This window comes from Luteibacter sp., from assembly GCF_036500425.1.
GTDB lineage: Bacteria > Pseudomonadota > Gammaproteobacteria > Xanthomonadales > Rhodanobacteraceae > Luteibacter.
The window spans coordinates 1-24,445 of sequence record NZ_DASYCB010000012.1 but is presented as its reverse complement, the minus strand read 5'-3'; the positions used below and the strand labels follow the sequence as shown (position 1 = coordinate 24,445).

The 24,445-nt window shown below is 64.7% G+C and carries 18 protein-coding genes and 1 riboswitch; of the genes, 10 read left to right on the top strand and 8 right to left on the bottom strand.

From position 1 onward, the window contains the following. Nucleotides 1-33 precede the first annotated feature (33 nt). On the bottom strand, nucleotides 34-3,276 hold the full coding sequence (locus VGN46_RS02415; protein WP_331640242.1) for an efflux RND transporter permease subunit: 3,243 nt from the start codon (nucleotides 3,274-3,276) through the stop codon (nucleotides 34-36). Between the two features lie 75 nt (nucleotides 3,277-3,351). Then, a complete protein-coding gene (locus VGN46_RS02410; protein WP_331640239.1) occupies nucleotides 3,352-4,602 on the bottom strand; it encodes an efflux RND transporter periplasmic adaptor subunit in 1,251 nt (416 codons plus the stop codon). A 342-nt stretch (nucleotides 4,603-4,944) separates the two neighbouring features. On the opposite strand from VGN46_RS02410, the gene VGN46_RS02405 reads away from it, so the two are divergent. Continuing rightward, nucleotides 4,945-5,478 (top strand): c-type cytochrome, encoded by a 534-nt coding sequence (locus VGN46_RS02405; RefSeq protein WP_331640237.1) that lies wholly within the window; start codon nucleotides 4,945-4,947, stop codon nucleotides 5,476-5,478. Nucleotides 5,479-5,550: 72 nt separating this feature from the next. On the opposite strand, the gene VGN46_RS02400 is transcribed toward VGN46_RS02405, so the two are convergent. Then, nucleotides 5,551-6,135, bottom strand: coding sequence for an ACP phosphodiesterase (locus VGN46_RS02400; protein WP_331640235.1), 585 nt, complete (start codon nucleotides 6,133-6,135; stop codon nucleotides 5,551-5,553). Between the two features lie 48 nt (nucleotides 6,136-6,183). On the opposite strand from VGN46_RS02400, the gene VGN46_RS02395 reads away from it, so the two are divergent. From VGN46_RS02395 to VGN46_RS02380, 4 genes are all read left to right on the top strand, one after another. After that, nucleotides 6,184-6,885, top strand: a complete 702-nt coding sequence (locus tag VGN46_RS02395) for an alpha/beta family hydrolase (RefSeq protein WP_331640233.1) — start codon at nucleotides 6,184-6,186, stop codon at nucleotides 6,883-6,885. Next, the gene (gene zapE / locus VGN46_RS02390) at nucleotides 6,882-8,000 is read left to right on the top strand and encodes a cell division protein ZapE (RefSeq protein ID WP_331640231.1); all 1,119 of its coding nucleotides are present in this window, start codon (nucleotides 6,882-6,884) and stop codon (nucleotides 7,998-8,000) included. Before VGN46_RS02395 ends, zapE begins: the two co-directional genes overlap by 4 nt. 93 nt (nucleotides 8,001-8,093) lie before the next feature. Further along, entirely contained in the window at nucleotides 8,094-8,594 is a 501-nt protein-coding gene (locus VGN46_RS02385; protein ID WP_331640229.1) for a hypothetical protein, read from the top strand. Beyond that, nucleotides 8,591-9,361 carry an N-acetylmuramoyl-L-alanine amidase gene (locus VGN46_RS02380; RefSeq protein WP_331640227.1) on the top strand — a complete coding sequence of 257 codons (771 nt, stop codon included), beginning with the start codon at nucleotides 8,591-8,593 and terminating at the stop codon, nucleotides 9,359-9,361. The genes VGN46_RS02385 and VGN46_RS02380 overlap by 4 nt, the downstream gene beginning before the upstream one ends. Before the next feature lie 37 nt (nucleotides 9,362-9,398). Here VGN46_RS02380 and ltaE read toward each other — a convergent pair whose 3' ends face one another. Next, nucleotides 9,399-10,412, bottom strand: a complete 1,014-nt coding sequence (gene ltaE, locus VGN46_RS02375; RefSeq protein ID WP_331640225.1) for a low-specificity L-threonine aldolase — start codon at nucleotides 10,410-10,412, stop codon at nucleotides 9,399-9,401. Nucleotides 10,413-10,500: 88 nt separating this feature from the next. On the opposite strand from ltaE, the gene VGN46_RS02370 reads away from it, so the two are divergent. After that, nucleotides 10,501-11,013, top strand: a complete 513-nt coding sequence (locus tag VGN46_RS02370; RefSeq protein WP_331640223.1) for a gluconokinase — start codon at nucleotides 10,501-10,503, stop codon at nucleotides 11,011-11,013. Nucleotides 11,014-11,084: 71 nt separating this feature from the next. After that, entirely contained in the window at nucleotides 11,085-12,290 is a 1,206-nt protein-coding gene (locus VGN46_RS02365; protein WP_331640221.1) for an MFS transporter, read from the top strand. Between the two features lie 66 nt (nucleotides 12,291-12,356). Here VGN46_RS02365 and VGN46_RS02360 read toward each other — a convergent pair whose 3' ends face one another. The 3 genes from VGN46_RS02360 to VGN46_RS02350 all read right to left on the bottom strand — a co-directional run bounded on the left by VGN46_RS02360 (nucleotide 12,357) and on the right by VGN46_RS02350 (nucleotide 17,623). Then, nucleotides 12,357-13,199, bottom strand: a complete 843-nt coding sequence (locus VGN46_RS02360) for an NmrA family NAD(P)-binding protein (RefSeq protein WP_331640219.1) — start codon at nucleotides 13,197-13,199, stop codon at nucleotides 12,357-12,359. A gap of 110 nt (nucleotides 13,200-13,309) precedes the next feature. After that, nucleotides 13,310-14,977, bottom strand: coding sequence for a methyl-accepting chemotaxis protein (locus VGN46_RS02355; RefSeq protein WP_331640217.1), 1,668 nt, complete (start codon nucleotides 14,975-14,977; stop codon nucleotides 13,310-13,312). Between the two features lie 99 nt (nucleotides 14,978-15,076). Continuing rightward, a complete protein-coding gene (locus VGN46_RS02350; protein ID WP_331640215.1) occupies nucleotides 15,077-17,623 on the bottom strand; it encodes a family 78 glycoside hydrolase catalytic domain in 2,547 nt (848 codons plus the stop codon). A gap of 109 nt (nucleotides 17,624-17,732) precedes the next feature. Here VGN46_RS02350 and VGN46_RS02345 point away from each other — a divergent pair, with 109 nt between their 5' ends. Further along, entirely contained in the window at nucleotides 17,733-18,161 is a 429-nt protein-coding gene (locus VGN46_RS02345; protein ID WP_331640213.1) for a DUF2501 domain-containing protein, read from the top strand. A gap of 62 nt (nucleotides 18,162-18,223) precedes the next feature. Here VGN46_RS02345 and VGN46_RS02340 read toward each other — a convergent pair whose 3' ends face one another. Then, nucleotides 18,224-20,152, bottom strand: a complete 1,929-nt coding sequence (locus VGN46_RS02340) for a response regulator (protein ID WP_331640211.1) — start codon at nucleotides 20,150-20,152, stop codon at nucleotides 18,224-18,226. A 210-nt stretch (nucleotides 20,153-20,362) separates the two neighbouring features. Then, a riboswitch (cobalamin riboswitch) is annotated at nucleotides 20,363-20,577 on the top strand. Between the two features lie 163 nt (nucleotides 20,578-20,740). On the opposite strand from VGN46_RS02340, the gene VGN46_RS02335 reads away from it, so the two are divergent. Beyond that, nucleotides 20,741-23,245, top strand: coding sequence for a ribonucleoside-diphosphate reductase subunit alpha (locus tag VGN46_RS02335; RefSeq protein ID WP_414675202.1), 2,505 nt, complete (start codon nucleotides 20,741-20,743; stop codon nucleotides 23,243-23,245). A 107-nt stretch (nucleotides 23,246-23,352) separates the two neighbouring features. Then, entirely contained in the window at nucleotides 23,353-24,381 is a 1,029-nt protein-coding gene (locus VGN46_RS02330) for a ribonucleotide-diphosphate reductase subunit beta (protein WP_331640207.1), read from the top strand. The last annotated feature ends 64 nt before the right edge of the window (nucleotides 24,382-24,445 follow it).

The window sequence follows — 24,445 nt, the reverse complement described above, 5'->3', positions numbered from 1 at the left end:
AAGGTGAGCCATGGTGTCCCGGCCCGGCTCGCATCAGTCGGCGGGCCGTGCCTGGGCGAGTTGCGCCAGGCCGCGTTGTCGCTTGCGCTCAGCGAGCCAGTCAGAGAACCGCTCCATGTAAAGGTAGATCACCGGCGTCGTGTACAGCGTGACCAGCTGCGACAGCAGCAGGCCGCCGACGATGGAAACACCCAGCGGGCGACGCAGCTCCGAACCGATACCGTTGCCGAGCGCCAGCGGCAATGCGCCGAGCAGCGCCGCGGCCGTCGTCATCATGATCGGGCGGAAGCGCAGCAAGCACGCACGACGGATAGCGTCGGTCGCGTTCAAACCGGTGCGCTTCGCCTCGATCGCGAAGTCGATCATCATGATCGCGTTCTTCTTGACGATACCGATCAGCAGCACGATACCGACGATGCCATCGACCGACAGTGTCATGCCGCACATCAGCAGGGCGAGCAGCGCGCCGACGCCAGCCGGCGGCAGGGTCGAGATAATCGTCAACGGGTGGATGTAGCTCTCGTACAGCACGCCCAGGACAATGTAGATCACGATGATCGAGGCCAGCAGCAGGAGCACTTCATCGCCGACGGACGAGGAGAACTCCGCGGCCTTGCCGATCAATTGCCCACGCACCTGCGGCGGGAAGTTCACGGTCTTTTCCACGTCGTGGATCGCCGCGACCGCCTCGGAAAGCGAGTAGCCCTGCGCGAGATTGAACGAGATCGTCACCGCGGGCAGCTGCTGGAGATGGCTCACGACCAGCGGTGCGGTCGTGACCTGGGCGCTGGCGAGCGAGGCAATGGGAATCGTGCCGCCCACACCCACCTGGAAGCCGACGTTGCCCGTGTTGCCGATACCCGCCGGGGTCGCCGAGTTGCTGGAAGCCACCTGGCCAAAGCTGGTGGCGTTCGAGCCAGTCAGCGCGCCGTTGCCGTTGCCACGCACCGTCAGCTTGTTAAGCAGGTCGGCGCTGTTACGGAACTCCGGTGACACCTCCAGCACCACGCGGTACTGGTTTAGCTGGGTGAAGATCGTCGAGATCTGGCGTTGGCCAAAGGCGTCATAAAGCGTGTCATCGATCGTTTGCACCGGCACGCCGAGACGGCTGGCGGTGTCGCGATCGATCGTGAGCTTCAGTGCATTGCCCTGGTCGGCCAGGTTGTTATCCACATCGGCCAGTTCGTGCCGTTTGCGCAAGGCCGACGTCATCTGTTGCGCATAGCCCGCCAGCTCCGTCGAACTCACGTCGGACAGCGAGTACTGGTATTCCGTGGCGGATACCTGGCTATCCAGGGTTACGTCCTGCACCGGCTTCAGGTACAGCGCGACACCCGCGATGTGTGCGGCGGCTTTCTGCAGGCGCTCAACGACAACATCGAGGCTATCGCGATCGCCACGATCCTTCAGCACCAGCGAGAGCTGACCCTGGTTCAACGTGGGATTGACCGAGCCGGCACCGATGAAGGCGGCGACGCCAGAGACCGCGGGATCCTTCGCCAGCGCATCGGCCACGGCCTTCGTACGCACTTCCATCTGCGGGAACGCGACGTTCTGGTCGGCCTGGACAACCGCCGTGATGAGGCCGGTATCCTGCTCGGGCAACAAGCCCTTCGGGATGATGATGTAGAGCACCACGGTGAGCGCGACGCTAAGTGCGGCGATCAACATGGTGAGCGGCCGGTGGGCCAGCACCCAGTCAAGGCTGCTGGCGTAGGCTTCTACGGTGCGCGACCACACCGTGTGCTTGCCGGAGTTGGTGGCGTGCTCGTGCGCATCGTCCGCATCCGGCAACTGGTCGGCTTTGAGCAGGTACGCGCACATCATGGGCGTCAGCGTCAGCGAAACCAGCATGGAAATGGCCACCGCGATGGTGAGCACCCAGGCGAACTCATGGAACAGGCGGCCGGTGACCCCCGGCATCAGCAGTAGCGGCAGGAACACGGCGATCAGCGAGACGGTCAGCGAGAGCACCGTGAAGCCGATCTCCTTGGCGCCTACCTCTGCCGCCGTCTTCGCATCCTGGCCTTGTTCGATGTAACGAACGATGTTCTCGATCATCACGATCGCATCGTCCACCACGAAGCCGGTAGCGACAGCCAGCGCCATGAGCGAGAGGTTATCCAGCGACATGCCGGCGAAGGCCATGACGCCAAACGTACCCATCAGCGAGAGCGGCACCGCCACGGACGGAATCACTGTCGCCCACAGGCGGCGCAGGAAGACGAAGATCACCGCCACCACGAGGCAGATGGAGAGGATCAGCGTGAACTGCACATCCTCCACCGAGGCACGGATGGTGATCGTGCGATCAGAGAACACCTTCAGGTGCACGTCCGCCGGCAGAACCTTCTGCAGGTCGGGAATGATCTGGCGAATCGACTGCACCGTCTGCACGATGTTCGCGCCAGGCTGGCGGCGAATATCGAGCAGCACCGCCGGCTTGCCATTGGCCCACGCGGCGAGCTGGTCGTTCTCGACGCCATCGATGACGTTGGCGACATCCTTCAGGCGCACCGGCGAGTCGTTCGTGTAGCTGATGATGGTGTCTTTGTAATCGGCGGCCGTGGCGAGCTGGTCGTTGGTGCCGATGCTGTAAGACTGGGTTTTTCCGTTTAGCGTACCCTTCGGCGCATTGACGTTGGCCTGGGTCAGCGAGCTGCGCACGTCCTCCATGGTCAGGCCGAGGTTGGCCAGCTGCGCGGGGTTGATCTGGATGCGCACGGCCGGGCGCACGTTGCCGGCGATCGAGACGAGGCCCACGCCCTGCACCTGCGCGAGCTTCTGCGCGATGATCGAATCCGCGTAATTGTTCACGTCGCGCAGCTGCACCGTATCGGAGGTGAGCATGAGCGTCATGATCGGCGCATCGGCCGGGTTCACGCGGTTATAGACGGGCGGGTAAGGCAGGTTATTCGGCAGCGTGCCACGCGCCTGGTTAATCGCGGCCTGCACGTCCTGCGCCGCGATATCGATATCGCGATCCATGTTGAACTGCAGGATGATCGTCGACAGGCCCGCCGATGAATCCGAGCTCATCATGTTCAGGCCGGAGATCTGGCCGAAGTTGCGTTCCAGCGGCGTGGTGATCAGCGCCGCCATGGTGCTGGCCGAGGCACCCGGGTACTGCGTGGTGACGACGAGGCTGGGCGCGTCGATTTCCGGCAGCGCCGAGACCGGCAATTGCCGGTAACCAAGGATGCCAAGCAGCAACACCGCCACCATGAGCAGCGAGGTCGCGATAGGCCGGCGAATGAAGAGTGTCGAGAAACCCACGGGTCAGTCCTGGTGTTCTGGGCCCTTGGGCCCGTTGGCGGCGCATCCCTCATGGACGCGCCGCACGTGTCGAAGTTAACCGCCGCGGCGACCGCCGCCCTTACCCTTGGTCTTCGACTTCGACAGTTCTTCGGCAGTCGGTGCCGCAGGCACCTGGCCCGGAGCCAGCGGCTGCACCTTCGAGCCCGGCTTGAGGCGGAACTGGCCTTCGGTAACGACCTTTTCGTTCAGCTTCAGGCCTTTCGAGATCATGACGTGGCTATCGCCCACTTCGGCAGCGGTTTCCACCGGCTGCATCTTGACCGTGTTGTCGCCCTGCACGAGGTAGACGTAGTCGCCATCCGGGCCACGCTGCACCGCCTGTGCGGGGATCACAAGGCCGCCCTTGACGGTGCGCACGCGCAGCCGTGCGTTCACGAACTGGCCCGGCCACAGCTCGGTCTTCTGGTTATCGAAGAGGCCGCGCAGCCGGAACGTGCCGGTGGTGGTGTCGATCGTGTTGTTGATGACCTCGAGGTGGCCGCTGGTCACCACGTGTGCATCGATGCGGTCGAGCGCGTCGACGATAAGCGGCGTGGCCGGGTCCACGGCCATGCCGGTGCGCACCATGTCGAGGTTCTTCTCGGGCAGGGTGAACGTGACATAGATCGGGTGCACCTCGGTCAGCGTCACGATGGACGTGCTCGTGGTCACGATGTTGCCAACGTCGACGCCGCGGATGCCGGCCAGGCCGGTGATCGGCGCGATGACCTTGGTGAAGCCCAGCTGCACCTGTGCGGCGCGGATGGACGCCTGGTCGGCCACGACGGTGGCGCTGGCCTGGTCAAGCGTGTTCTTAAGGTTGTCCAGGTCCTGCTTGGAGACGTACTGCTGGCCACCCTTGCTCACCAGGTTCTGCGAGCGCTCGAGGTTGTTCTTGGCCGTGGCCGCCAGCGCCTGGTCCTGCTTGAGCTTGGCCAGCGCCTGGTCGTACTGCGACTGGATGGTGCGCGGATCGATCTCCGCCAGCACATCACCCTGTTTGACTTCCTGGCCCTCGGTGAAATTCAGCTTCATCAGCTGGCCGCCCACCTGCGGGCTCACCGTGACCTGGTTACGCGCCTGCACGGTGCCCGTGGCACTGAGGTAGACCGGCACATCCTGGCCCACGACGGGCACGACGGTGACGGGAACCGGCGGCTGGTCCTTGCCCTGCCCTTCGCCGTTGGCCTGGGCGGATGCATCCTGGGCGTTTGCACCACCCTTGTGCATACGGGGAAGGACGACGACGGCGGCGATCACCAGAACCACGATGACCGCCAGCGCGATTTTCCAAAAACGCGACATGTAAAGCTCCCAATGAGAATCCGGTCGACGGCACCGCCCAGCGACCTGGCGCGCCTCGCGCCGCGGGCTTTATACCCTGAAAACGTGAAGGTTCGGCGGCGACAATATAGGTGTAGGGGAACGGGATTGAACAATGCCGGTTGACAGGGGTACCCCATGACTGACGGCATGCTACCCATGGTTTCCGGCCCGGTTTGAGGCAGCTGAAGGGCATCCTTCAGGCGGACCTCTGACGAATGCGAAGGTTCCGTTATACTCGGGCGGTTAGACCGCTGTCAGGCGGCAGGCAAGCCGGAACCCGGGGAGGGGGACGGCACACCCAATCTCGATGGGAGTCAATGCGTGAGTGGTTCTCCGAGCAAGTCCGACCAGAATTTCGTGCGTCAGTTTTCGTGGCTTACCGCCGGCTTAAGTCTTCTCGCCCTCGTCCTTATGGTGTTGGCGTACAACATTTATTCGAATATCCCCAAGGATCAGGATCCGGCCGTGGCGAAACGCACGGAGGCCCGGATCGCGCCGGTGGGCGCCGTATACGCGGGTGACACCGGGCGTGCGGCGATGCTGGCGGCCCAGGAGGCTGCGACGAAGCTGGCAGCGTCGCAGGTGGCCTACGGTGGCAGCACCGATGGCAAGACGATCTACGAGAGCCTGTGCCACAGCTGCCATACGGCGGGCGTGGCGGGTGCGCCCAAGCTGGGTGACAAGGGCGCCTGGAGTGCCCGTATCGCGGAGGGCACGGCGGTCCTGATCAAGCATGCGATCGAGGGCTACACCGGCCCGGATGGCAACCACATGCCGCCCAAGGGCGGTAACCCGGCCCTGAACGACGAGCAGGTGACGAACACGGTGAAGTGGATGGTCGACCAGGCTAAGTAAGGCCTGACTTCCGCTTCGCCTGAGAAAAGCCGCGCTTCGTGCGCGGCTTTTTCGCTTTCGAACGACGTGGACCTATCGGCGCTCCACCCATTCCTCGGCAAATGCCTGAAGCTGCGGGAAAAACGCCGCGAAGGTCTCGCGCAGCATCGTATCGTGCTCGAGCAACAGCGGTACCGACTCGCCGACCGGATTAGCGCGCGACAAACGACGGGAAAGGCCCGCCAGTGCCGCCGCGACACGCTCGATGTCTGCATAACCCGCTGGCAGGTCGTTCGTATCCATGTAAGACAGGAACCGCTTCAGCCCATCGGGAAGGATCGGGGCAGCCGCATGCATCTCAGCCCGCAGCTCATCCGAGAACGCTTGCAACGGGGTTGGGCAGTAACGGGCAAAGTCCCGCGCCAGGCAATGGTCGAACCACACATCGAGGAAAATGCCCGCGTAGCGGCGGAACGGCGGCGGCATGGCCTCACGCGCCGTGCGCACCAACGGATGGGTATCCGTATAGCCGTCGATCGCACGGTGCAGGTAAATCCCATCGCGCACCCGGGCAGGCAGCGCCACATCCGGCGTACCACGGACAAAATCGCCCATGACCCCACCCAGGCGCAGGCCCCCGTCGTTCCCCGCCAGCAACGCATGCGCGAGGACGTTCACAGGGTGGTTCCGGCGCGGCGCGCATGGCCAGCGGGTATCATGGCGGGCATGACTGATCTTCTACCTACAGCGCCGGACAGCTTTCCGGACGAAACGCTGAGCTTCGCGCTAGCCGGCCCCGCGGGCAAGCTCGAGTGCGAGGCCAAGCCCGCGACCGAGGGCCGCAGACATGCCGTCGCGGTGATCTGCCACCCGCTTTCCACCGATGGCGGCAGCATGCACAACAAGGTCGTGACCATGATCGAGCGCGCCCTGCGCGAATCCGGCGTGGACACCGTGATCTTCAATTTCCGCAGCGTCGGCCGGTCCGAAGGCGACTTCGACCACGGCCACGGCGAAAGCGACGACCTCGCCGCCGTGGTGGCCTGGGCACGCAAGGTTCGACCCGGCTCGAAGCTGTGGCTTGCCGGTTTCTCGTTCGGTAGTTACGTCACCCTGCGCAACGCCGTCGCCCTGAACGCCGAGGGTCTGATCAGCATTGCCCCGCCGGCTGCCGGTCGCGGCTGGGACTTCGCGCCGATCGAGCTACCCTCCTGCCCGTGGCTGGTGGTGATGGGCGACGCCGATGAAATCGTGGAGCCGCAAGCCGTCTACGATTGGGTGGAAAGCCTCCCGGACGGCCAGCGGCCCCGGCTGGTGAAGATGGAAGAGACCAGTCATTTCTTCCACCGCCGGCTCATGGATTTGCGCGGCGTGATCCGGCATGAAGTGAAGGACTGGCCGCCGCTGCCGGCCGGCACCGAAGTATGAGCTGCACGGAACTGACCCCGGGCGAACGTTACCGGGACGGCGTGCTGGGCCACCGCTGGGAATCCGATCCTGCGCAGCTTGGCGTGATCGCCGAATTCGATCGCATGCATGCCGCGCTGTGCCAGCCGGCGGAACCCGCCGGTGGCGGTCTGTTCGGACGTCTCAAGTCCATGCTCGGTGCCGAAGCCTCACGCGAGTCGGTGCCAGGTCTGTACCTCTGGGGTAGCGTCGGCCGCGGCAAGACCTTTCTCATGGATCTGTTCGTCTCAAGCCTTTCGCCCGGATTGGCCCTACGCCGGCACTTCCACCGTTTCATGCAGGAGACCCACGCGACCCTGCGCGAGTTGGGTGAACGGCAGAATCCGCTGGATGAAGTGGCTGCGCGTATCGCCGCAAAACACCGTGTGCTGTGTCTGGATGAGTTCCTCATCTCCGATATTGGCGACGCCATGATCATGGCTGGCCTGCTCGAGGGCCTGTTCTCGCGCGGTGTCACCCTGGTCACCACGTCGAACACGGTACCTGCGAACCTGTATAAGGATGGCCTGCAGCGTGCCCGCTTCCTTCCGGCCATCGCCGCACTGGAAAAACACTGCGTCGTGCATGAGATGGTCTCGCCGCGCGACTGGCGCCTGCGCGCACTGAGCCAGGCCTCCGTCTACCTTGTCCCGCCGGGGCCAGAAGCAGAGCGTTCGCTGGCGAAGATTTTCACGACCCAGGCACAGGGTGATATTGAGGAGGGCGGCACGCTGGCCGTGAATGGCCGCGACATCCCGGTGCGCCGACGTGCACCGAACATCCTCTGGTTCGACTTCACCGCCCTGTGCGAAGGGCCTCGCGCTGTCACCGACTACATCGAACTGGCCAAGACCTACCCGACCGTGATCCTCTCGGGTGTCCCTCAATTTACCGATTTCACCGAGAACGAGGCCAAGCGCTTCGTCTTGCTGGTAGACGAGTTCTACGATCGCCACGTAAAGTTGGCATTATCGGCTGCGGCGCCGATCACGGAGCTTTACGACGGCACGCGCGTACGTGCCGAGTTCGGCCGGACGGAGTCGCGGCTGATCGAGATGCAGAGCGAAGACTACCTGGGGCGCGAACACAAGCCATGAGTTGACGTGGGCACGGCCGCCTGTTCGTAACCATGCCTGCGAACGAAGCTGTCAGGGCGGGAATGCCGCGCCACTTTATGACGAGAAACGCCCATGGAACATTGCGAACTGGTCCCCGGCCGCGGCATCCGCCGCGGTACCGACAACATCTTCTTCGGCACACCGCGCGCCACGCTGCGTAAGCTGCTGGGCAAGCCCAAGCCGCCCACGAACTCCATGTGGGACGATGAGGATGAATACGACGCGCACGGCAAGGAGTGGCTCCGCCTGCGCTACCTCGATGAAAAGCTCTGCGATATCGAAGTGCTCGGCGGCAAGCTCGTCCACGAAGGCCTCGAGCTTAAAGATACGGATTTCCGCACACTCAGGGATGGGCTACACAACTCGGGCATCGCCATTCACGATGAAACTGAATGGCTCAGCGAAGGCCGTGACTGCATCGATCTGCAGATCGTCATCGCGACTCGTGACGATGTTGATGATCTTGATGACGACGATGATGATGGTGTTGACGTTGACGGCGCAGCCGACGAGCGCGGCAGCCGCATCGCATGGGTCATCGCCAGCGTCGACTTCAAGGTCGTCGAAGAGTGAGCGCGCGTAGCGCCGCGTGGCTTCGGCTCGTGGCGGCCGCCTGCCTCGTCGCCACCCTGGCCGGCTGCGTGAGCGGTCCCGCCGTGGCGCCGCAGCGCAGCGCCCTCGCCCACTGGTCGCCTTCGCCGAACTTCAACGCGCGAAAGGCACAGGTCATCGTGCTCCACCACACCTCGATCGGCGATGCGCAGGCCGCCTTGCGTGTGCTGAAAACGCGCAACAGCCAGGGTGAAGTCAGTGCTCACTACCTGGTCGAGATGGATGGCCGTATCGATCAACTGGTCGATGATGGCGACCGCGCCTGGCACGCCGGCGCGTCCCGCTGGGGCGACATGACCGACCTGAACTCGTCCTCGATCGGTATCGAGATCGATAACGATGGCCACTCACCCTTCACGAAGCCGCAGATCGACGCGTTGATCCGCCTGCTTGCGGACCTCACCACACGCCTGGGCATCCCGCGCACGGCGATCGTCGCGCATGGCGACATCGCACCCGGACGGAAGGACGATCCAAGCGTACAGTTCCCCTGGGCCACGCTGGCCAGCTACGGTTTCGGCCTGTGGTTCGATGCGCCACTGATACCCGCGCCGCCAGGGTTCGACAGCCTCGCCGCGATGCGCCTGGTAGGGTACGACGTATCCAATCCGCGCACGGCGATCATCGCCTTCCATCGCCATTACCGGGCGATGGAGACGGATACGCTGGATGAGACGGATGCGTCGATTCTGTATTCGCTGCAGCGGAAGCTTATGGCCCCGCGGTGAGGTGGGTCGCGCGCAAGCGCGCTCCTACAGGAGCCGCTTAGTAAGGGAAGGTGCGGAAGGCGTCGATGGTGCGGTCGATGGCTTCGTCGTCGATATCGAGGTGGGTGACCAGACGGATCGAAGGCAGGTAGCCAATGCTGAGGCGGATGCCCTTCGCCCCCGTGTGTCTGGCCAGGTCCTGAAGGCGAGTGGCCGGGACATCCACGAAGACCATGTTGGTGTGACAGCCCTGCAGGGTGAGGCCTTCGATCGTGCCCAGTGCATCAGCCAGCCGCTTCGCGCGCGCATGGTCATCCGCGAGGCGCTCCACGTGATGATCCAGCGCATGCATGGCCGCCGCGGCGAGCATGCCGGCCTGGCGCCAGCCGCCACCTGTCACCTTGCGCCAGCGGCGCGCACGGTCGATCAGCTTGACGTCGCCCAGGAGCACCGAACCCACCGGCGCGCCAAGGCCCTTTGAGAGGCACACGGAGACGCTATCGAAACCGGCAGCTACATCACGCGGGGCACGACCGTAGGCGATAGCGGCGTTATAGAGGCGGGCACCATCCAGGTGCAGGCCCAGGCCGCGGCGAGTGGCTAGATCGCGGGCCGCCGCCATGTATTCGAACGGCAAGGCCCGGCCATGCCAGGTGTTCTCTACTGCCAGCAGCTTCGACCGCGCGAAGTGCGGATCGACCGGCTTGATCGCGGCCTCTACCTTATCCAGGGGCAGGGTGCCATCAGCGGCCTGTGGGATCGGTTGTGGCTGGATCGAGCCGAGCACCGCCGCGCCGCCGCCTTCGAACTTGTAGGTATGCGCATCGGCGCCGACGATGTATTCGTCACCCCGTTCGCAATGGCTCATCAGCGCGAGCAGGTTGCTCTGGGTACCGGTGGGCACGAACAGCGCGGCAGCGAAGCCAAGGTCGGCGGCGAGGCGATCCTGCAAGGCATTCACCGTGGGATCTTCGCCGTACACATCGTCGCCTACGGGCGCGTGCAGCATCGCCTCGCGCATGGCAGCGGTGGGCTGGGTGACGGTGTCGCTGCGCAGGTCGATCGTTCGCATGGGTGCCGTGTCGCTTTCGGGGGCCAGCCGTGGATGGTACGCCAGCCTGTTCACGATTCCGTAGCCCACGTCACGTCATGCTTTGCGCATGATCACGATCGTCATGGGTGTCTCCGGCAGTGGCAAGAGCACGGTAGGTGGCGACCTCGCCGCCCACCTCGGGCTGCCGTTCGTCGATGGCGACAGCCTCCACCCCCCGGTCAACCGCGACAAGATGGCCCAGGGGATAGCCCTCGATGACGCCGACCGCCAGCCCTGGCTGCAGGCGATCGTGGCGGTCATGGACGAGCATCGCGGCCGCCAGCAATCGCTCATCATTGCCTGCTCGGCGCTGAAGCGCCGCTATCGTGAGTTCTTGCGGGGCGGGCACAGCGATGTGCGCTTCGTCTACCTGCACGGCGCTCCGGCGATCCTGGCCGAACGCCTGCGCGCACGCGGCGAGCACTTCTTCAATCCTGCCCTGCTCGATAGCCAGCTGGCGACCCTGGAAGAACCCTCGCGGACCGAGGCGGCGTGGGTGGAAATCACCGATCCACCGGCGCGGATTGTCGAGAAGGTCATTCGAGCCGGGTGTGCCGAGGCGCGTCGGGCGGCGCGATAGTCCTGCACGATTTCGGGTGCGGGGCAGCCGCCGTCGTGGTTTCATAAGGCTCCCCACCCCAGGACCACCCCATGCAAGCCCCCGTTGAGGCGGCGACGCAGCCTGACCGCGTCGCCGCACCCACTGTTTACGGCGTCATTTTTGCCATCAGCTTCTGCCATCTGCTTAACGACATGATGCAGTCGCTGCTGCCAGCGATTTATCCCGGCCTGAAAAGCGATTTCCAGCTCGACTTCGGCCAGATCGGCCTGATCACCCTGACCTACCAGATCACCGCATCGATCCTGCAGCCGCTCATCGGTCTCTACGCCGATCGCCGGCCCACCCCGCTGGCGCTGCCGGGTGGCACGCTGTTTTCGCTGGCCGGCCTGCTGGTGCTCTCGCAGGCGCACGCCTACCCCGTGCTGCTGGGCGGCGCTGCGCTGCTAGGCATGGGCTCGTCGGTTTTCCATCCGGAATCCTCGCGCGTGGCGCGGATGGCCTCGGGCGGCAAGCATGGCCTGGCGCAATCGCTGTTCCAGGTCGGCGGTAACGCGGGGCAGGCGCTGGGCCCCCTCGCCGCCGCGGTCGTCGTGGTGCGCTGGGGTCAGTCGAGCCTTGGCTTTTTCGCCCTGCTGGCGTTGCTGTCGTGCGCGATCCTATGGAACGTGAGCCAGTGGTATCGCCACCACGGCCTGCCCCGCCTGCAGGCATCTCATGCGGCGCATAAGGAAAACGCGCCGGCGGCACGCGATGCGACACGCGGCATTTCCGTGCTCCTCGCGCTGATCTTTTCGAAGTACGTGTACCTGTCGAGCCTGACCAGCTATTTCACCTTCTATCTCATCCACAAGTTCAACGTGTCGGTGGAGACCGCGCAGTTGCACCTGTTCGTGTTCCTTGGCGCGGTGGCGGTCGGCACGATCGTCGGCGGCCCGCTGGGCGATCGCTTCGGTCGCAAACACGTGATCTGGTTTTCGATCCTTGGCACGCTGCCGTTCACCCTGCTGCTGCCACACGCGAGCCTGTTCTGGACAGCGCCGCTTACGGTGGCGATCGGATTGATCCTTGCGTCGGCCTTCCCGGCGATCGTGGTCTTCGCGCAGGAGCTGGTCCCGGGCAAGGTCGGCATGATCTCCGGTCTGTTCTTTGGTTTCTCGTTCGGCATGGGCGGCATCGGTGCCGCCGTGTTGGGCGAGCTGGCCGATCATTACGGTATTGAGGCGGTGTACCAGATCTGTGCGTTCCTGCCGTTGATTGGTTTGCTGGCGGCGTTTTTGCCGAATACCAAGCGGTGACGCTATCGCGTGCAAGCACGCTCCTACAAAAGCATATGTAAGAGCGTGCTTGCACGCGATGATCCTTTAGCCCCGCGCCACCAGACCGGCAATCACCTCATCCAGCGTCGTCGTGCCCTTGCGCGATCCGGCATCAAAATCGATCCACCCCTCATTGAACCCATCGATCATCCGCATGCGCGGCCCGGGGTTGTGCATGCCTTGCGCGCGGAACCGCTGTTCCCATGTATCACGTGGCACAGCGCAGGCGGTCACGTCACGCCCAAGAGCCCGCGCCAGTGACGCCGCGATATCGTCAGGACTGACCCTCACCATGCCTTCGAGTTCGACGACACGCACACCTTCCCAGGTTTCGCCCAGCAAGCGTGCAGCGAGCTGACCGATGTCCTTCGTCGCGATCATGGCGATGCGCCGATCGAGCGGTGCAAGGTAGCTATCGAACGTTCCGGTATCTCGCGCCTGCGCCACGTCCCACTGTGCGTTCTCCATGAACCAGGCGGCACGCAGGAACGCGACCGGCATGGGTAGCTCGCCGAGCACCTGCTCCATCCGGCCCAGCTGCGAGAGCAGGTTCTCATGCGGTGCATCGGCACCGATCGTCGAGAGAACCACGACGCGTGCGGGTTGCGCGGCGAGCAACGCATCCCGGATCGACGTGATCGTGCGGGCGGATTCGGGAAAGCCGGGCGAGGGATCGAATAGCGGCGGTAAGAGGATGAAGGCCGCTTCGGCGCCTTCGAACGCCCCGGTCAGTGCGGCGGTGTCGTCAAGGTCGGCGACAGCCGCATGCTCGAAACGGCTGGCCTTGGCGGCGTCGCGCACGATGGCGCGGAAGGGCTGGTTAGCGGCACGCAAGGCCTCGGCTAGCGAGGCCCCGACCTGGCCGGTGACACCGGTGATTGCGTACATGGGTGACTCCGTCGGGACTGAAAGGACGGAGCACAGCCTAGGCGTCTGCCAGCCGTGGCAGAAGCGACTTTCCCGCAGGTCACTGCTGACCCGCGATCACCAATCGACGATCAGGCGAACTCCACCCAGGCGTTCGCGCTGTCCGTGACTTTCTTCTCACCGAAACGCAGGTCCTGCGCGCCCGGCTCAGCGACTTCGACCGCTTTGCCACCATCCACGGTGAAGAACGCGACCTGCTCGCGCAACGCGTGGGCCTGGTCCTGCATCGACTTCGCCGCCGCGGCCGCTTCTTCAACCAGCGCCGCGTTCTCCTGGGTGACCTGATCGATCTGGGCAATCGCGATATTGACCTGGTCCACGCCCGACGATTGCTCCGCGCTGGCGGCGGCAATCTCGGCGACGATATCCGTCACCTTCTTGACGCTGCCGACGATGTCGCGCAACGCGCCGGCTGAGCGCTGGACCAGTTCGGCGCCGGCTTCGACGCGTTCACCGCTCTCGACGATCAACGCCTTGATCTCCTTCGACGCGGCGGCGCTCGACTGCGCGAGGCGGCGCACCTCACCCGCCACTACCGCGAAGCCACGGCCTTGCTCACCGGCACGGGCCGCTTCCACCGCCGCGTTCAGCGCCAGCAGGTTCGTCTGGAAGGCGATCTCGTCGATCATGCCCACGATATCGGCGATGCGGCGGCTGGAGTCACCTATGTCATGCATCGCGTCCATCGCCTGTGCCACGACCTCACCGCCGCGCTCCGCTTCGCCACGCGCGTGGCGCGAAAGCCGATCGGCGGCGTTGGCATTTTCCGCGTTCTGCCTGACCGTCGCCGTCATCTCTTCCATCGAGGCCGCGGTTTCTTCCAGGCTGGATGCCTGCTCCTGCGTGCGGTGTGAGAGGTCATCGTTGCCACGCGCGATTTCACCCGCGGTGGTCGAGACGATATGCGCACCCTGCTGGACTTCGGTGACGATCGAGGCCAGCGTGCCGCGCATGCGCTCCAGCGCACCCAACAGGCTCTGCGGGGTGAAGCTGTCAGCGTTCTCACGGCGCAGGTCGCCGTTGGCGATGCGGCTGGCGATAACCTTCGCATCGCGCGGCTCGCCGCCGATCGTGGCGCGGATGCTGCGCATGGAGAACCACACGACGAACAATGCGAGCACGGCGAGCAGGCCAGACTTGGCGAGATCCTCCTCCAGCTGAAGGCGGAAGGCCGCATCGATATCGGTGAAGTACGCGCCGGAGATGAAGTGCAGGTCCCACGGCTTGTATAGCGACGAGTAGCTGATCTTGTCGCGCAATTCCTTGGTCTTGGGCATCACCTGGGTGTAACGGGTGATGCCGTGGCCGTCCTTTGTGTCGGCCTCGAGCATGGCGACGTAGTGGTGAAAGCCGTTGCCATCCACGTCATCACGGATGTTCTTGCCGATCTCGTCGTGGCGAAGCGGATGCAGGCGCAGTGCCAGCGTCGAGTCAAACGCGAACACATAGCCGTTTTTGCCATCCCAGCGCATCGCTTCGATATCGCGCAGCGCGGCGACGCGCGCTTCGGCGTCGCTCATTTCGCCTTTCGCGGCGCGCTCGTGATACGCGTCTGCGATGGCGCTAGCCGCCGCGACGTGCTGTGACAGCGCGTGCTCCAGGCTACGCATCTGCGCGCTGCGACTTTCGATACCCGACATCACCGTCTGCCCGGCCAGGCCGAGCACGACGATCGACATCACCATCCACACCCGCGTATTCAGCGTAGTGCGGCCAAACCAGTTCATGACAGCCGACATACCAAGTGCACCCTCGAAAACTATCCCCGTAAGCGCCTTATCGGCAAGAACCTACGCAGCTTTATGACGCGAGCGTGACTTGGAGCACATTGAGAAGACTCACGGCAGCGTGAGACGGTGATGGCCACTGCCTACGACGGTGGCCTTCTGCCCGGGAAGGCCCACTTCGGCTTCCACGCCGACCGGCACCTGAAGTTCCACTTCGACCTTGCCACCCGCCTTGCGCCAGGCAACGGAGGCCTCGCCATAAGGCGTCATCACCGCAGCGGAGGCATGCGCCAGCCATGCCGTGAGCGCCGGCCGGATGCCGATGCGGCGCCAGCCTGGCGCCAGGGATCGCAGCCCTGCCACGTCCTCGAACAACCAGTCGTCTACGGTGCCCAGGAAATAATGGCCGCGAGAGCGCGACGCCAGCTTCCAGTGTTCCCACAGGCTGGTGGCCCCGTTGGCGCGCCAGAAGCCCCAGCTCGGGAAGGTGACCTGGGTGGCGATGGCCCATGCTTCATCGGCATGGCCGGTGGCGGTGAGCACAGGGAGGATGAGCTTGGTCGCCAGGGCGCCGGTATCGAGGTGGTCACCGCGGGCCCGCGCATCGGCGGCAACACCTGCGGCCACGCGAGCGCGGAGGTCGTCAGGCACCAGGCCAAAGCCCAGCGCGAGCAGGTTATGCGCCTGCCGATAACCCTGGTCGCCTTCGCCGCGGTACACCGCGTGCTCGCGATCGAAGAAGCGCGCATTGAACGCGGTACGAACGCTATCGGCCATGTTATCGAAACGCCGTGCCTCGGCGGCGTTGCCCGCCAGCCGCTGCATCCCGGCGACCATGCGTTCCATGCGGTAGAGATACGCCGTGGCCGCAACCCTTTTGTCCTCGGGCGCGTTCTCGCCCGAGGGGTCGGTCTCAGGACTCACCCAGTCACCGAGTTCGGTGTTGGCGATACCGCCCGGAGACCGGGCGTGCTCCATCGCCACATAGCGCGCCATGCCATCGAGGTGTTCATCGATCGGCGCACGATCACCGGTCGCCATGTAGACCGACCACGGCACCAGCACATATGCCGAGTGCCAGGTCGGGGCGTGCACATCCAGCGCCCACCCGGCGTTCGGCGCCGTGACCAGCGGGGCGCCATCGGCGCCGCGCGTGTCCGCGATATCGCGCTCCCATTTCGTGAACAACGCGCCCGCATCGAAGTTGCGCAGGAACATGTCCGCACCGAGCATGCCGTCACCGGTCCAGCCGTTCTTCTCGTACATGGGCGTATCGGTCGGGATGCCATGCAGATTGTTGAGCAGGGTGTCGACCGTCGCGCGGTGGATCCAGTTGAGCAGGTCGTTCGAACTGTCAAAGCGGCCGGTCACCGCGACATCGGTGTGCACCACGTCCGCCTTCACCGCGCCGATGGACGGTTTGCCAGGCCAGCCATCGACCTGCACGTAACGGAAGCCTTTGTAGGAGAAGCGTGGATGCCAACGCGTACGCCCTTCGCCCAGGATCAAGCGATCCGTCTGGAACCCATGCTTGAAATAGTGATGCTCATCGCGGGCGTCCACGGTGCCGTCCGGGAGCAGCTTCTCACCGTAGTGGGCCGAGATCGTGGTGCCCGCAGGCCCCTCGACGTCGAAGTCGGCCCAGCCAGCGATGACGCGGGGGAAGGCGAAGACGAACACGCCCGGCTTCGGCTCGGTGACCTCGGTGGCCGTGAGGACCTCGGTGACGCGGATGGGTGGTTCGATCTGTGCGACAAGGCGCCCGGAAGGTGCGGGCAGTATGGCTGCAGGCGCCCAATGCGAGGGCGAAACCGCACGTGCGTCGAAGGTCTCGCCGCCATACAGGTCATCCAGTTGGGTCGGTCCGTCGGCGAACTCCCATCGGGTATCCGTGGGGATGCGTTCGATATGGCCGTCCGCGTAACGGATGACCAGCACCGCGCGGACACGCGGCTGGCCATGCCAGGGAGCGCGTTCCCAGTGCCAGACATTCGGATTGGTCATGCCGTAGAAGCCGCGACCGAGTTCGGCGCCGAGTTCGTGGTCGCCCGGTGCCAGCGTGAGGTCGGTAGCGACGACTTCCACGCGTTTCGCGTAATCAGTGAAGCCGGGTGACAGCACCGCATCGCTTACGAGGTGGCCATCGAGGCGCATGTCCGCATAGCCTCCGGCCGCCACGTAGAGCGTGGCGCGGGCGACCTTGCCTTCCACATGGAACGCCCGGCGCAAGAGCGGTGCGGGCAGGCTCGCGGCGTCGGGCTTGCCGATCCATTGCGCACCACCCCAGCCCGCCTCATCGGGGGCGGTCTCGAACGTGGCCGTAGCGTTCGCGGCACCTTCGGAGGTATGTACGTCCACGCGCCAGTCGTAGCGTTCACCGGGCGCCAGGGCCGGGCCACCGTAGGGCACATCGAATGATTGCGCACTGCGCACCTCACCGCTGTCCCAGACCGACTTGCCCGCGTGACTGACCTGGAGGCGATAGCCCTGCTGGGCCGTGCCGTCCTTCTCGGCATGGATCACCCAGCCGAAGCGCGGCTTGGCTGTATCCACGACGAGCGGGGCGTCCAGCCGCTCGACACGGAGTCGTTCCAGGGTCGCGGCGGAGGCGACGGCAGGCGCGAGCGCCAACGCAAGGATCAGGGCACGTGGGGGCAAGGCGTGTCATCCCGGTAGCTAGGCACGAAGCCTCGAGGATACCCGCACACATCCGTCTAACGCGTGCCGGTCTACACAGTACGCACACAAACCAACCGGAGCCACCGTCATGAAGACCCGTTTCCTCGGCCTCGCCCTGGGCCTCACCATCGCCAGCACCGCCTCGCCCGCCATGCAGCTGGATAAGCTCGGCGGCCTGATGGGTGGCGCCGGTGGCGGCCTCACCTCCGGTAGCGCGAGCAATGCGGCCGGCATCATCCAGTACTGCATCAACAACAATTACCTGGGCGGCGACTCGGGCGCTTCTGGCGTAAAGGACAAGCTGCTGGGGAGCCTGTCAGGAAAGTCGAGTACGCCGGAGCCCACGAAGGACAAGGGCTACCTGGATGGCGCGAAGGGCATCTTGACCGGTAGTAACGGCAAGCAGATGAGCCTCACGGGCGGCGATAGCAGCGATAGCAGCGACATGAAGGGCAAGCTCGTGCACAAGGCCTGCGATGCCGTGTTGAAGCAGGGCAAGAAGATGGCCGGGATGTGAGGTGACCGCGATCGCGCGCAAGCGCGCCCCTACCTGTAGGAGCGCGCTTGCGCGCGATCGCCTCATGCCCGCGTAATTCGCCCGATCGCCTCAGTCAGGTCCGCCACGCCATACGGCTTGACGATCACCGCCGTACGCGCGTCACGCACCACGCCATTGGCGGTCTGGTCACCCGTGGCGAACAACACAGGCAGGTCAGGTCGGGCCGCGCGCATGCGCGCGGCGACCTCCACGCCACTCATACCGGGCAGGCCCACGTCGGCCAGGAGCACGTCGATCTCCTGGCCTTCGTGTACCCGGATGGCTTCGTTGCCATCGCCCGCTTCGAACACGGCATGCCCACGGCTTTCGAGCATCTCGGCGATACTCATGCGAATCAACGCATCGTCTTCCACCACCAGCACGCGCAGCGATCGCTGCGGCGGCGCTGGGGTCGCTGGCTCGGGGGGCCGTGACAGCGTCGGCGCGCGCTGCGCCAGCACATGGCGCACGCGGCGCGCGAGCGCTTCGCGTGTATACGGCTTACTCAACAGCTCGACGCCTTCATCCAGGCGGCCGCCGTGCACGATGGCGTTCTCGGTATAGCCTGAGGTGAACAACACCGCCATGCCTGGCTGGCGCTCCATCGCCTTGCGCGCCAGCTCAGGGCTGCGCAACGCACCTGGCATCACCACATCGGTAAACAGCAGATCGATCGCGATACCGCTATCGATGATGGACAAAGCGCTTTCCGCATCGCGCGCCTTCAGCACGCGGTAGCCGAGATCGGCCAGCATGCCGACGACGATCTCACGAACATCGTCGTCGTCTTCCGCAACCAGGATGGTTTCATCGCCGCCGCGCGCACCACCCTCTTCCAGCGCCACGAGCCGATCCTCGCTTTGCGTCGAGCGCGGCAGATAGATCTTCACCGTCGTTCCGTGGCCAAGCTCGCTGTAGATCTTCACGTGGCCACCGCTTTGCTTCACGAAGCCGTAGACCATGGAGAGGCCCAGGCCCGTGCCCTGGCCTTCCGGCTTGGTGGTGAAGAACGGTTCGAACACTTGCGCCAGCACTTCCGGCGCGATGCCCGAACCCGTATCGGTCACCGCCAGCATCACGTACTGGCCGGGCTTGAGATCGCCGTGCGACTTGGCGTAAGCCTCATCGAGCAACGCATTCCCTGCCTCGATCGTGAGCTCGCCCCGGCCGCCCATGGCATCGCGGGCGTTGATCGCCAGGTTCAGCAGGGCGTTCTCGACGTTGCCTACGTCGACCAGGGTGTTCCACAGGCCACCCGCGATCACCGTTTCCACATCAATGGCTTCGCCGAGCGAGCGGCGGAGCAGATCGTCCATCTCGCGCACGAAGCGGCCAATGTTCACCACCTTGGGCGCGAGCGGCTGGCGGCGGCCGAACGCGAGCAACTGCGCAGCCAGACGTGAGCCACGGTTCACGCCGGCCATCGCGTTGCCGACACGGCGCTCGGCGCGCGGGTTGCCTGCCACATCGGCCGCCAGCAACTGGAGGTTGCCGCTGATCACCTGCAGCAGGTTGTTGAAGTCATGGGCCACGCCACCTGTGAGCTTGCCGATGGCATCCATCTTCTGCGCCTGGCGCAGTTGGTCCTGGGTGATGTCCATGGCGCCATCGGACCCGATCCATGCCCGCTCACCCGACGCCGGCCGGAACGTGCCGAGGACAACGGCTTCTTCCACCGCGAAGGGACGCCAGGTTTCGAACGAGAGATGCCAGGCGAGGCCGTCGAGGCCGGTGACTTCCAGGTCGCGCACCCCGCGCGCGCCGATGGCCGGCAGGAGTGCCTTGATCGCGGCACGCCCTGCCGGGTCCCAGAAAGCCAGGAAATCGGTGCCATGAGCGAGCCGGGCGCGCGCCCACGTATTGGCGTGGATCGTACCGCCGGCCAGCGTCAGCGCGACGAACCCGAACGGGATGGCGTCAAGGGATTGGTTGACCAGTGCATGGTCCTGAAGCGCGAACGTCGGGGGCATCTAACCTGGCGATCCCTTGTGCGGAGATGGAACGGGCCCGAATCTTAACGTCGGGCCGCGATACCTTTGTGCAAGTGACCTTCACATAAGTGACGGCCACTGGTTACGCCTTAACCAGACCGCCAGGCGACCATGTCTTCCAAGCCATTGAGTGCACAGCGCATTGGAAGGAATCCCCTATATCTTGTGTTGACCTGCCCTCCCCCCGCCTATATCGTGTGTCCCGTTGGTGTCCGAGGCGGCGCGACTGCCCGTCGGACTTAATAGGGAATCCGGTGTGAATCCGGAACTGCCCCGCAGCGGTAAGTGGAAACGACCCCGTTCAGAGCACTGGTCCTTAAGGGGCTGGGAAGCGACGGGTAGGCAAGGCGGCATGCCGCCCCTGTCCACGAAGTCCGAAGACCTGCCAACAGCCGTGGCCCAGAAGGCGCGGTTCGTGGTGACGGCTTCCGCGGGGGAGCACGTTGCGGACCGAAGCCCCATCGCGCGGCTTCGTCCCCGACTTTCCCGTTTGCCCAGCCACGCCTAGCCCCGTCACGAGGGAACGGGAGTTTGGAACAGGCCTTGGGGCACGCCAGAATGACGACGATGGATTCCGCAGCGCGCGAGCGCACCGAGACGGCCGATGCGGCCGCCACCTCCACTACCCATAACCAAGAGAAGGCCCCTGCAGCGGGCTACCGACAGGACGCCCCGCCGGCGTTCGCCCTGACCCCTCCGCACAATCCCGGCCAGATGCGCGTCACCAAGCGCAACGGCGGCCAGGAAACCGTGGACGTCAACAAGATCGTGCGCGCGGTGACGCGCAGCGCCGATGGGTTGTTCGCTGTCGATCCGATGCGCGTCGCGCTGAAGACGATCGGTGGCCTGTATGACGGCGCCACCACCCAGGAACTCGACCAGCTGTCGATCCGCACCGCGGCGGCGCTCACCGCCGAGGAGCCGGAATACGGCCAGCTTGCTGCCCGCCTGCTGTCTGCGTTCGTCGACAAGGAAGTGAGCGGCCAGGATATCCAGTCGTTCTCGCAATCGATCAACCTGGGCGGCGAGCTCGGCATCCTCAACGAGCGCCTGCGTGCATTCGTGCAGGCCAACGCGCGCAAGCTCAACGACGCCGTCGACCTGAACGCCTCGCGCCGCTTCGAGTATTTCGGCCTGCGCACGGTGTACGACCGCTACCTGCTGCGCCACCCGACCAAGCGCCACGTCATCGAGACGCCGCAGTACTTCTTCATGCGCATCGCCTGCGCGCTGGGCGGCAACGATGTCGCCGAGACGCTCGAGCTCTACCGCATGCTTTCGTCGCTCGAATACCTGGCCAGCTCGCCGACCCTGTTCAATGCCGGCACCGCGCATGAGCAGCTCTCGTCGTGCTTCCTGCTCGATTCGCCGAAGGATGACCTCGCCGCCATCTACGCGAAGTACGGCGACGTGGCCCAGCTGTCGAAGTTCGCCGGTGGCATCGGCCTGGCCTACTCGCGCATCCGTTCGCGCGGTTCGCTCATCCGTGGCACCAACGGCCATTCGAACGGCCTGGTGCCCTGGCTGAAGACACTCGATGCCTCGGTTGCCGCGGTGAACCAGGGTGGCAAGCGTAAGGGCGCGGCCTGCGTGTACCTCGAAACCTGGCATGCCGATATCGAGGAATTCCTCGAACTGCGTGAGAACACCGGCGACGATGCACGCCGCACGCATAACCTGAATCTCGCCAACTGGGTGCCCGACCTGTTCATGCGCCGCGTCGAGACCGATGGCAACTGGTCGCTGTTCGATCCGAAAATCGTCCCGCACTTCGTGGATACCTGGGGCGAAACGTTCGACGCCGCCTACGCGAAGGCCGAAGCCGATGGCCTGGCCGTGAAGTCAGTGAAGGCGCGCGAGCTCTACGCCCGCATGCTGCGTTCGCTGGCCCAGACCGGCAACGGCTGGATGACCTTCAAGGACCGTTCCAACGCGACCAGCAACCAGACCGCGCGCCCGGAAAACGTCATCCACCTGTCGAACCTGTGCACCGAGATCCTCGAGGTGACGAACGACGGCGAGACCGCGGTGTGCAACCTGGGTTCGGTCAACCTCGCCCGCCACGTCGTGGATGGCGCGTTCGATTTCGACAAACTCGCGACCACCGTGCGCACCGCAGTGCGCCAGCTCAACCGCGTGATCGACCTGAACTTCTACCCGATCGATACCGCGCGCACCGCGAACATGAAGTGGCGCCCGGTGGGCCTGGGCGTGATGGGCCTGCAGGATGTGTTCTTCAAACTGCGCCTGAAGTTCGATTCCGATGAGGCGCGCGAGCTCTCCACGCGCATCTCCGAAGAGATCTACTTCCATGCGCTGTCGCAGTCGAACGAGATTGCCGCGCGTGATGGCGCCCACCCAGGCTTCGACGAAAGCCGCGCCGCTAACGGCGAGGTCCAGTTCGATTACTGGCCGGCGGCCACCCCGCACGGCAAGGACGGCCGCTGGGCCGAACTGCGCGCGAAGATCAAGACCCACGGCCTGCGCAACTCGCTGCTCATCGCTATCGCGCCGACCGCGACCATCGCCTCGATCGCCGGTTGCTACGAATGCATCGAGCCGCAGGTGTCCAACCTGTTCAAGCGCGAGACGCTCTCCGGCGATTTCCTGGTCGTAAACCGCTACCTCGTCGACGAGCTGAAGACCCTGGGCCTGTGGACCGCCGAAGTCCGTGACCAGATCAAGCTCGCCGACGGCTCCGTGCAGGGTATCGGTGCCATTCCGACCGAGCTGCGCGCGATCTACCGCACCGTGTGGGAGTTGCCGCAGAAGGCGCTCATCGACCTGGCGGCCGCCCGCGGTGCCTACATCGACCAGAGCCAGTCGCTGAACCTGTTCATGGAAAACCCGAACATCGGCCAGCTCTCGTCCATGTACATGTACGCGTGGAAGGCCGGTGTCAAAACCACCTACTACCTGCGTTCGCGCCCCGCCACGCGCATTGCCAAGACCACCGTGACAGCCGCCGCCGCGGCGCCCGTCGCGCCGACGGTCACCGATGCACAGGACGAAGCGACCGCGGCCGTATTCTGCTCACTCGAAAACCCCGAGTACTGCGAAGCCTGCCAGTAACACCCCACCTGTAGGAGCGCGCTTGCGCGCGATGGGGTGTGCGGCAAGCACCCATCGCGCGCAAGCGCGTTCCTACAGGGATATACGCATTCCAGAGGCACCTAACTATGTCCGCCCACCCGATCACCCGCGACGCCAACCTGCTCGACCCAGGCTTTGAGCTGACGCTGCGCCCCATGCGCTACCCGAAGTTCTACGAGATGTACCGCGCCGCCATCCGCAATACGTGGACCGTGGAAGAAGTGGACTTTTCGCTTGATGTCACCGACCTCAAGTCGAAGATGTCGGACGCGGATCGCCACCTGATCCATCGCCTGGTCGCGTTCTTCGCCACCGGCGATACGATCGTCTCGAACAACCTCGTGCTGAACCTGTACCAGCATGTGAACTCGCCGGAAGCGCGCATGTTCCTGTCGCGCCAGCTGTACGAGGAAGCGCTGCACGTGCAGTTCTACCTCACGCTGCTCGACACCTACATCCCGGATCCGGGCGAGCGCAACAAGGCGTTCGCCGCGATCGAGAACATTCCCTCGATCCGCCAGAAGGGCGAGTTCTGCTTCAAGTGGATCGACTCCATCCAGGACGTCAACCGCCTGGAGACGCGTGAGCACCGCCGCCAGTTCCTGCTCAACCTGATCTGCTTCGCCGCGTGCATCGAAGGCCTGTTCTTCTTCGCCGCGTTCGCCTACGTGTACTACCTGCGTTCGCGCGGCCTGCTGCACGGCCTGGCCTCGGGCACCAACTGGGTGTTCCGCGACGAATCCGGCCATATGGCGTTCGCCTTCGATGTGGTGCGTACCGTGCGCGATGAAGAGCCGGATCTCTTTGATGATGAGATGCGCGAGCAGGTTGAAGCCATGCTGGAAGACGCGATCGCCTGCGAGACCCAGTTCGCGGCGGATGTGCTCTCCGGTGGCGTGGCCGGCCTGTCGGTAAGCGACATGCGCCAGTACCTCGAATACTGCGCCGACCAGCGCCTGGTCCAGCTCGACATGCCGAAGAAGTACGGTGCGAAGAATCCGTTCGACTTCATGGACTTGCAGGATGTGCAGGAAGTGACCAACTTCTTCGAACGGCGCGTCTCGTCGTACCAGGTAGGTGTCCAGGGCGAAGTCTCCTTCGACGAGTCGTTCTAACGTCCCTGTAGGAGCGCGCTTGCGCGCGATGGATCTTGCCGCAAGCCCCATCGCGCGCAAGCGC